Raw genomic sequence first — 10124 nt, 5'->3', positions numbered from 1 at the left:
CCAAAACCCCCGGCGCCTCCAGCCGCATTGACCGTTACTTGTCTTAAAAAATCTAAATTAGTGGCATAGAGGGTTAAAGCGCCGCCATTGCCCCCATCACCACCATTACCGCCATTGCCACCGTTACCACCACCGGCCGCCTGAAGATTTCTGGTGACGTTGCTAGGTTGACCGCTACAGTTGCCATCGCTGCCGTTGCTGCCATTTTCACCATCGACCCCTTTTTGTCCCGAAATATCGAGTTTTAGGGGAGAACCATCGAGAAAAAGGGTTAAACTGTCACTATTTTTGCCTTGGCTGCCGACCTTGCCAGCTTTCCCGCTTTGGCCCTGTTTACCGAAAGTCTGTACATCGGAACCTTGGGCTAACCAAGAACAGCGATCGCCAGTCACCGTGGCGGGCATTAGGTAAGGTAAAGGGATAAAAAAGGTGAATATTAATGATTTAGCCCAAAAATTCATGATTTTAGCGAATTTATCCGCAAAGACTCCGATCAATTCCCTCTTGATGACTTTTGGATCTAGATTTTTGTTTCCCCTCTATCAATAAGGTGCGCTATCATCCTACACTTACTTTGAGAAGGAAACAGCCAATCGCGAGGGTTACGCGCGTGAAAAAAGTATTAGCTATTATTTTGGGTGGCGGGGCCGGAACTCGCCTTTATCCGTTAACGAAACTGCGGGCAAAACCTGCCGTCCCCCTAGCGGGAAAATATCGCTTAATCGATATTCCCGTCAGCAATTGTATTAACTCCCAGATTGACAAAATCTATGTGTTGACGCAATTTAATTCCGCTTCCCTCAATCGTCACCTCAATCGTACCTATAATTTTACGGGTTTTAGTGATGGTTTCGTGGAAGTTTTGGCGGCTCAACAAACCATGGAGAATCCTCAATGGTTCCAAGGCACGGCCGACGCAGTACGACAATATATCTGGACGATGAAGGATTGGGATATCGATGAATATCTCATTCTCTCCGGAGATCATCTCTATCGCATGGACTACAGCAAGTTCATCGAACGTCATCGGGAAACTAACGCCGATATCACTTTATCGGTGGTTCCCATCGATGAACGTCGCGCCTCCGCTTTTGGGGTGATGAAAATTAATGATTCGGGGCGAATTGTTGATTTTTATGAGAAACCCAAAGGGGCAGAATTGGAAAGAATGCGGGTAGATACGACGATTTTAGGCTTAAGTCCCGACCAAGCCCGTCAAAGTCCCTACATCGCTTCCATGGGAATTTATGTCTTTAAAAAGAATGTTTTAATCGATCTGCTCGATGCCAATAAAGAACAGACCGATTTCGGCAAGGAAATTATTCCCTCGGCGGCTAAAGACTACAATCTTCAGGCTTATTTATTTAAAGGTTACTGGGAAGATATCGGGACGATTGAAGCCTTTTATGAGTCTAATCTCGCCCTGACCCAACAACCCAATCCCGCCTTTAGTTTCTACGACGAAAAAGCCCCCATCTATACCCGTTCTCGCTATCTGCCACCCACAAAAATGCTCAATTGTACGGTGACAGAATCGATGATTTCTGAAGGTTGTATTCTCAAAGAATGTCGCATCCATCACTCGATTTTAGGTATTCGTAGTCGAGTGGGCAAAGACTGCACGATCGAGGATACAATGCTGATGGGATCGGACTTTTATGAGTCTTTCCCCGAACGGGAAAGTCTGATCGGAAATGCCAAAGTTCCCATGGGTATCGGTTCCGGTTCCACTATTCGTCGGGCAATTGTGGACAAAAATGCTCGCATTGGTTCCAATGTTTTAATTGTTAACAAAGATCGTGTGGAAGAAGCTAATCGCGAAGATTTAGGTTTCTATGTTCGCAGCGGCATCGTGGTTATTTTCAAAAATGCCACTATTCCCGACGGGACGGTAATTTAATCTATCAGTTATCAGTTTTCAGTTATCAGTTTTCAGTTTTCAGTTTTCAGTTTTTCCATTTTTCTAGTTATTATCACCTTGTTCTGGCTGATGGCTTCAGCTAATTACCTAGACAATTCCCTTGAAATCCTATCCTTTTCTAGAAGTGATAACAACATCTACCGAGCAGCTCTTCTGAAAATAAGAAAAATTTCTATATTTTTGCATCCGATTCTAAGTTTTCAATTAACCTTAAATTAAAAGCCTAGGGCTTAGATAGAAGCCATTCAAAGGATATTTATGAAAGCCAAAATCGCGATCGCTTGTCAGGGAGGTGGTAGTCAAACTGCTTTTACTGCCGGTGCCTTGAAAGCATTATTTGACAATAAAGTGCAAGATTACTTTAATATTGTCAGTCTCAGTGGTACTTCCGGGGGTGCTATCTGTGCCTTTTTTATCTGGTATGCTCTCAAAAAAGGTGATAGCGTCGTTTGGAAAAGAATGATTGATTTTTGGGAAGATAATAGCGCTCGAACTCCCCAAGAACAACTATTTAATGACTCAGCTATTAAAGCTCTAGAATTGGCCAGCAAAGGATTAATTCCCCAGTATAATCTCAGTCCTTCCTCTCCGATTACTAAAACCTTATTTTCTATAGCTACCTACGGTTTACGCAGTCGCTTTACCAACTTTGATCAGTTACTAAGAGCGCATATTGACTTCTCGGAATTAGCCACGTGGGGAGCTAAACCAGAACCCCCAATTTTATTAATTGGGGCCTGTAATGTCCTGACAGGAAAATTAAGTAAATTTAACTCGCGCCAGGAAGCAGTTAAAATTGAACATATCCTAGCTTCTGCTTGTGTTCCTAACATTTTTCCTGCTGTCACCATTGAAACTATGGCCTACTGGGATGGACTATTTTCTGATAATCCCCCCATCCGTTCTTTAATTCGCCGTGAATTTGTTGGAGTCGAAAATATTCCCGATGAAATTTGGGTAATTAAAATTAATCCTACCTCCAGAGACAAGATCCCCGTGCAATCCGATGATATTGCTGATCGCCGCAATGAATTAGAAGGCAATGTTTCCCTATTTCAAGGTCTCGATCAGATTGAGTTGATCAATCAATTATTTCTCAAAGGAGCCTTTAAAGAGGAATTCTTGCGGGAGATTGCCTTAACAGAACCATTTAAAATTCCTAAATCTTTCCCAGAAGATCCCGATCAAGATTACCATATCCCGATGATCGAAATGTCGGCGGAATTAGCCAATAGTCTCAACTATGAAAGTAAACTCGATCGCTCTCCTGCCAATATCCAGCGTCTGATCGCTGACGGGGAAAAACAGGGAAAACAGTTTCTAGAACATCGACTAAAAGCTATGGGTTTAAGATAATTTTTGAGGGTTCAAAAAGCGCAAAGATAAGGAGTAAATGGCATGAAATCTGTCAATAGACTATTTAATTGATTATTATTCATTCTTACTTCTCCTGACTACTGACTACTGACTACTGACTCCTAACCCTAACAACAATTTTTGATTTTTACAAGAGGTCTAATAATCACTGATTTTCATTGACTAATACCCGTCCGGATAGATCGTAAATCATAATATCCCATTGCCCATTTTTTGCCGCTTCAAAAGCCACTTTAGAACCATCGGCACTGATGATCGGATTGCGTACTTCCGCGAGGAGATCGGGAGCAATTTCCCTTCTCTGTTGAGTTTGTCGATCGTACAGATAAATCGCCGTTTTTCCCTGACGACTAGCAGTAAAAACGATATAACGACCATCTTCACTAATGGAAGGACTAGAAGCGATCTGATCGAGAGAATTTAGTCCGGGTAAAGGCAATAAACGGCGATCGATAGCATCAAAAAGATAGATAGCTTGGGAACCATTGCGATCGGAGGCAAAAACGAGATAGCGAGAGGCAAGATAGGGAGTTAATTCACTAGCAGCACTATTTAAACTTCTCCCCCCTCGATCGAAAGGAAAAGACAATAAACTGGGATAACCCGCACATCCAGTTAACAAACTAATTACAGCAACAAGACTAATAAAAAAATAAACCTCTTGCATAATTAATTTTTGAGGGTTCAAAAACGGTAAAAATAAGGATTAAATTGCATAAAATCCTTAAATATAGCGTTTCCCAATCTCATGAGGTACACCAAAATCTTAACTCCTGACTCCTCAAAACCTAAGACTCTGTACCTCACAACTATGGAAATTGCTATAGACCATTTAATTGATTATTATTCATTCTTAATTCTCCTGACTACTGACTCCTGACTACTGACTCCTGACTCCTGACCCTAACAACAATTTTTGATTTTTACAAGAGGTCTAATGAGGTTTCACGGTTTGGGACTTTCAACGGGACTGCCATCGGCAATATCTAACTCGATATTCGGACCGCGATCAAGAACCTCCACATCCCATTGTCCCCGACGAGCGGACTCAAAGACAAGATAACGACCATCGGGACTAAGACGGGGATTTCGCAACCAACCGCGATAATTTTGACTCAATAACTCAGAACGGTCGGTAATGCGATCATATAAAGCGATGACGGGACGACCTTCAATAATCACCACATAAGCCAGATAACGCCCCGTTTGGCTTAAACTAGGGCTATCGGTAATTTCTTGACCCGTATATAATCCCCCTAGGTCTTGGTATTGTTTTGTCTGCAAATCATACAGCAGAATCTGATTACTACCGCGACGATTAGACAGCAAAGCAATCCAACGACCATCACCGCTCAGGGCAGGTTTTTCGTCATTATAGCGACTATTGAGGGTTCCTGTAGATAAACCGGGGTTATTGAGATTACAACCGCCTATAACCCCTAAAAACAAGCAGATAAACAGGAAAAAGGGAGCTTTGGTCATCGGACCTACTCCTTAATAATCAAACCTAGTCGGATGATCATTACTCGACTCCCGTTCACTATTATCCGGTCTCTCCCAATCTTCTCGATCGCTCGTATCGCTAGGATCGATCGGTTGATAATCGACGTATTCTCCTTTAAATGGCGGATCATCCTCAATTATTGGGCGAGGACGACGTTTTTGGCTAGTGCGGGGCGGTTTACTGCTCGTCTCTTCACTAGCGGGACGACGACGGGGACGGGAACTGGTTTCTTCCCAATCATCACCGCTACGGCGCTGATCATAAACATCTCGATCGCTAGTGGGGGAACTATTGCGGGGACGACGATTACTGGTTTTGCGACTGCTAGTATCGGCCGGCCGACGGGTGCGGGTGCTGCGGGGTTCCTCGTCCTGATAACTAGAAGTAGAAGTGCGCGAAGAGCGAGGATCATCGTAACCGCGTAAACGGGGATTATCTTCGTAACGTTCCTCCGGTTCGTAGGTGTCGAGGGGTTCCAATTCGGCCCGATATTCCCGACTCACAGGACGTTCATCCACAAAAGACGTGCCTCGGCGGGCCTGTTCCGTGGTTAAACCCCGTAATTTTACCGTCTCGAAGGCAAAAAACACCGCTGCCCCAGTCAGCAAAAATTGTCCGAATTGCAAAATCGGATCCAGTCGCCACCCTTGAAAAAGTAGAATTAAACCGCACAGTAACCCAACGGCGGCAAAAAATATATCATGATCCCTGGAAAGTTCCGGCCGCACCGAGCGCAGGAAGTATAACCCGGCTCCGGCCACTGCCAGAAAAATTCCCAAGATACTGGCCGAATTCAGCCCAAAATTGACCATCTTTATCTCCCTTCTCGGTGCTTAAATTTAAGAATCGAGTCTTTATCCATAGCCCTCAGCTTTCAGAAGCAATCCTGCTGTTTTTAACTCTAGGCATCGAGCTATATTCTAACCCCAAAGTCTAGCAATATATTAACCACCCTCGTTTACACAACTATTGTTAGGGGAGTGGGGAGATTTTATCAGTGATCAGTAAACAGTCATCAGTCATCAGTGAACTGAAAACTGATCACTGATAACAAGGGACGAATCTAAGGCCTGATTGGTTAAGCTAAAAGCTTTGATGTGCTTAGTTTCTAACCTTATTTTTAGGTAGGAGAATTGTCAGATTCTGTCTTTTGCCTGTTGCCTCTTGCCTTCAGAAGCTGATCACTGATAACTGATCACTGAAAAGGGTGATGGCTGAGATTTTAACAAAATCTTTAGGTTTTGCCTATTGACAGGATTGATTAAATGTGGTGCGCGGGTTTCGGGCATTTTAACGTGATTTCTTGATCACTTTTCAGCGATCGCTATCGTTGGGAAGTTAATCGCCAAAAGTCTGAAACGACCAATTTTTTATCGACGCACATCATGGTTAATTTGTCAAGTGAGTAATTCCTAATTTTAATAAGATCAGACAGAAATTTTTCTGTCATATCATAAAATTAACTTAACCCAGCCAAGGGGGAATTAGCATAGAATGTGAGTATAATTCAGGCTAATCTAGATAGTCTGTTTGTATTCATAGTCCATTCAATCCATAGAGTAAGGTGTGAGGATTGACCCATGTCAAAACTATTCAAGAATTTAGTAAAGGTAACTCCTTTAGTATTAGGTGCTTCCGTGGCGGCTGCTGGCAGCGCAGTGGCTCAAACTATGCCGGGGACACCTCAACTTAAAATTGATCCAGCTGCGCAACAACAACTCGATCGTATTCAGAGTGCCCAAAATAGTCAGCAGATTAATACGGGTGTCTATCAAGGTTCCATGTCCCAGGTGACTAGCGTTAACCAACTGCGGGACGTATCTCCCACCGCTTGGGCCTACGAGGCATTAAGAAGCCTTGTAGAACGTTACGGTTGTATCGTTGGTTATCCCGACCGTACCTTCCGTGGTGATCGCGCCACCACTCGTTGGGAATTTGCCGCCGGTTTAAACGCTTGTTTAAACGTCATGGAACGTTTAATTCAAGATGGCGTGGGTGTACTCAGAGAAGATATCGATAAATTAAAACGTCTTGTTCAAGAATTTGAAAGCGAACTAGCGGCTTTAGGGGCCAGAGTAGATAACCTCGAACAGCGCGTTTCTTTCTTGGAAAATAACCAATTTTCTACCACCACCAAACTCAGAGGTGAGGTAATCTTCAGTGTCGCCGATAGCTTCGGTGGTCGAGCTGCCATTAGAAACACCAACGGTACGGTAACTGGTGCCAGCAATCAAGATCAAAGTCAAACAGTATTTAATAATCGGGTTCGTCTTAACTTTGAAACCAGCTTCACCGGTAAAGATTTGTTAAGAACCCGTTTACAAGCGGGTAACTTTAACAACACTTTTAACCAAAGTGGTCCAACGAGAACCAACATGACCCGTCTAGCATACGATAATGGTCGTGACAACGATGTCACCATCGATGACTTGTTCTACCGCGCTCCCATCGATACTCCCTTCGGTAAAATCACCGTTTGGGTTGGTGCTAACGAGTTAAACCTAGATGACGTTTTCATCACTGCTAACCCCTTCCTCGCCGATAGCGGTACAGGTGCTTTATCTCGCGGTCAACGCTACAATAACATCGTCTTCCGCGGTCCCGATGGTGTTGGTGCGGCGGTCAGATTTAATGTCGGGGATGTTTTCCAAGTCACAGGAACCTACCTAGCTAGTGGTGGCACTAATGGAGCCAGCAATCCTAACCCGGGTAGCGGTTTATTTAACGGTTCCTACAGTGCTGGTGCTCAGGTTGGTTTCTCCTTCATCAAATTTGCCGATATTAACTTCGTCTATGTTCGCAGTTATCAAACTGCGGATAGTATGAGTTCTGGTTTATTCGGTAACGTCAGCAGCCCTCTGACGGAGCGTCCCTTCGGTAACGTCGGCACTGTAGCTGACCGTTTTGGTTTACAGGGTAGCGCCCAAGTTATCCCTGGAGTCTTAAATATAGGGGCATGGGGTGGTTATGCCAATGCCTCAGCCACGGGAGTTAATGCTGCGATCGGAGACAATAACACTGGTATCTGGTCTTGGAACCTTAATCTTTCCGTCCTCGACCTCTTTGCCGAAGGTGCGGCCTTCTCTTTAGGTGGTGGTCAAGTACCCCGTTCCGATAAAGAAACCAGAACCTCTTACATGGTAGAAGCCCAGTATAAGTTCCCAGTCACCAAAAACATCCTGATTACCCCCGGTGCCTATGCGGTTTTCAACGCTAACAACCAAGGTAACGCCATTTTGGTAGGTGTCATCCGGACAACTTTCCGCTTCTAAGCTGAGTTGATTGATTAAACAATCTAAAACGGTGGGATTTGTAGATCTCACCGTTTTTTTGCTTTTAACTTTTCACTGGATATAACCATTTATGAGAAGATGATCGGAGCGTCCCAAACGCTGCTATATTTACTTCGCCTATTTAGTTGCTTATCTATGCACTCTCTGTCTTTCCCCCGTCGCACTAAAATTGTGGCCACGATTGGCCCAGCCTCGCAAAATAAGGAAACATTACGTCAAATGATCAAGGCGGGGGCGACGACATTTAGATTAAACTTTTCCCATGGCGATCACGATTACCATCGTCACAGCATTAACCTGATCCGTCAGTTAGCCTTTGAACTCAATCAACCGATTGGCATCCTTCAGGATCTACAGGGTCCAAAAATTCGTTTAGGTAAATTTGCCTGTGGGTCGATTACCCTGAAACCGGGGGAACCCTTTATCCTTACTTCTAGGGATGTGGAATGTAATCAGGAAATCAGTTCCATTAGCTATCCCTCGCTGGCCCAAGAAGTCCCGGAAGGTTCGAGAATTCTCCTCGATGATGGTAAAGTCGAAATGCGGGTGGAATCAGTGGATCGCCTGAAAGGTGATCTTTCCTGTCGCGTGGTGGTTGGGGGTGTCTTATCCAGTAATAAAGGGGTAAATTTTCCCAACGTCTATCTGTCGGTAAAAGCTTTAACCGATAAGGACAAAAAAGATTTAATGTTCGGACTGCTGTGGGATGTGGATTGGATCGCCCTTAGTTTTGTGCGTAATCCCCAAGATATCCTCGAAATTAAAGAATTAATCGCCAGTGCGGGTAAATCTATCCCCGTAATCGCTAAAATTGAAAAACACGAAGCGATCGAGGAAATGGAGGCAATTTTATCCCTCTGTGATGGTGTGATGGTGGCTAGGGGAGATTTAGGAGTAGAATTACCAGCCGAAGACGTGCCAATTCTGCAAAAACGCCTGATTAATACCGCTAATCAGCTAGGCATCCCGATTATCACCGCCACTCAAATGCTTGACAGTATGGCCAGTAATCCTCGTCCCACCCGCGCCGAGGTTTCGGACGTGGCTAATGCGATTTTAGATGGCACTGATGCGGTCATGCTTTCCAATGAAACGGCTGTGGGTCATTATCCCATCGAAGCGGTGGCAACCATGGCCCGCATTGCCGAAAGGATCGAACGGGAACAGATCAATAGTGCCGCTCGCTCTAACAATAAACAATCGATTCCTAACGCTATTTCCTCGGCAGTCAGTCAAATTGCCGAACAATTGGGGGCAGCGGCAATTATTACCCTGACAAAAACTGGCTCTACTGCCCGTAATGTCTCCCGATTTCGCCCCAAAACCCCGATTTTAGCCGTTACTCCCCATCGGGAAGTGGCACAGCAGTTACAGCTAGTTTGGGGCGTAAAACCGATGTTATTGCTCGATTTACCCTCCACTAGCCAAACTTTTCAAGTGGCGATGAATCTTGCCCAGGAAAATAACCTCCTCGCGGATGGTGATTTAGTGGTGATGACGGCGGGAACTCTGCAAGGGGTGGCTGGTTCCACGGATTTAATTAAAGTGGAAGTGGTAAAATCCCTTTTGGGTAAAGGTACGGGTATCGGCCAGGGTGTGGCTAGTGGCCGGGCGCGAGTAGCCCATAATGCCCGAGAAGTGGGTAGTTTTAGTAGTGGGGAGATTTTAGTCGTTCCCACCACCAGCGCCGAATATGTGGATATGATGCGCAAAGCTGGGGGAATTATCACCGAAGATAATGCGATGAACAATCACGCCGCTACTATCGGTTTAAAATTGGGTATTCCTGTTATTGTCGGGGTTAAAAATGCCACGAAAATTATCCGCGAAGGGGTGATCATTAGTCTCGATGCTCAACGGGGTTTAATTTATTCTGGTATTGGCAATGGCGCCGCAACTATGAAAAACTGAGTCGGTTATCAGTATTCTCCGAGTAAGGAGACAGGAGACAGGGGACGGGAGTCAGGAGTAAGGAGACAGGTTTTATTTATTCTCCCCATCCCCCCACTTCCCCACCTGTCTCTTATAC

Annotated in this window: 7 protein-coding genes and 1 pseudogene; 4 read left to right on the top strand and 4 right to left on the bottom strand. The window is 44.7% G+C overall.

The genetic code is table 11. From position 1 onward, the window contains the following. A pseudogene (locus IQ234_RS17890) lies at positions 1-404 on the bottom strand (collagen-like protein); the annotation flags it as partial. Between the two features lie 206 nt (positions 405-610). On the opposite strand from IQ234_RS17890, the gene IQ234_RS17885 reads away from it, so the two are divergent. Further along, positions 611-1900 (top strand): glucose-1-phosphate adenylyltransferase, encoded by a 1290-nt coding sequence (locus IQ234_RS17885; protein WP_193958068.1) that lies wholly within the window; start codon positions 611-613, stop codon positions 1898-1900. A 279-nt stretch (positions 1901-2179) separates the two neighbouring features. Continuing rightward, positions 2180-3277 carry a patatin-like phospholipase family protein gene (locus IQ234_RS17880; protein WP_193958067.1) on the top strand — a complete coding sequence of 366 codons (1098 nt, stop codon included), beginning with the start codon at positions 2180-2182 and terminating at the stop codon, positions 3275-3277. Between the two features lie 166 nt (positions 3278-3443). On the opposite strand, the gene IQ234_RS17875 is transcribed toward IQ234_RS17880, so the two are convergent. The 3 genes from IQ234_RS17875 to IQ234_RS17865 all read right to left on the bottom strand — a co-directional run bounded on the left by IQ234_RS17875 (position 3444) and on the right by IQ234_RS17865 (position 5614). After that, positions 3444-3965 carry a TolB family protein gene (locus tag IQ234_RS17875; RefSeq protein ID WP_151695715.1) on the bottom strand — a complete coding sequence of 174 codons (522 nt, stop codon included), beginning with the start codon at positions 3963-3965 and terminating at the stop codon, positions 3444-3446. 278 nt (positions 3966-4243) lie between these two features. Next, positions 4244-4780, bottom strand: coding sequence for a TolB family protein (locus IQ234_RS17870; protein ID WP_193958066.1), 537 nt, complete (start codon positions 4778-4780; stop codon positions 4244-4246). 12 nt (positions 4781-4792) lie between these two features. Next, positions 4793-5614: a Ycf66 family protein gene (locus tag IQ234_RS17865; RefSeq protein WP_193958065.1), complete on the bottom strand. Its 822-nt coding sequence runs from the start codon at positions 5612-5614 to the stop codon at positions 4793-4795. Between the two features lie 768 nt (positions 5615-6382). Here IQ234_RS17865 and IQ234_RS17860 point away from each other — a divergent pair. Both IQ234_RS17860 and pyk read left to right on the top strand, forming a co-directional pair. Further along, positions 6383-8074 (top strand): iron uptake porin, encoded by a 1692-nt coding sequence (locus tag IQ234_RS17860; protein WP_193958064.1) that lies wholly within the window; start codon positions 6383-6385, stop codon positions 8072-8074. Positions 8075-8230: 156 nt separating this feature from the next. Then, positions 8231-10006 (top strand): pyruvate kinase, encoded by a 1776-nt coding sequence (gene pyk / locus IQ234_RS17855; protein WP_043996104.1) that lies wholly within the window; start codon positions 8231-8233, stop codon positions 10004-10006. Positions 10007-10124 lie beyond the last annotated feature (118 nt).

This window comes from Microcystis aeruginosa LEGE 91341, assembly GCF_015206885.1.
GTDB classification, from domain to species: domain Bacteria; phylum Cyanobacteriota; class Cyanobacteriia; order Cyanobacteriales; family Microcystaceae; genus Microcystis; species Microcystis aeruginosa_H.
Note: the sequence above shows the minus strand (reverse complement) of the source record. Positions and strands in the feature narration are given on the sequence as shown.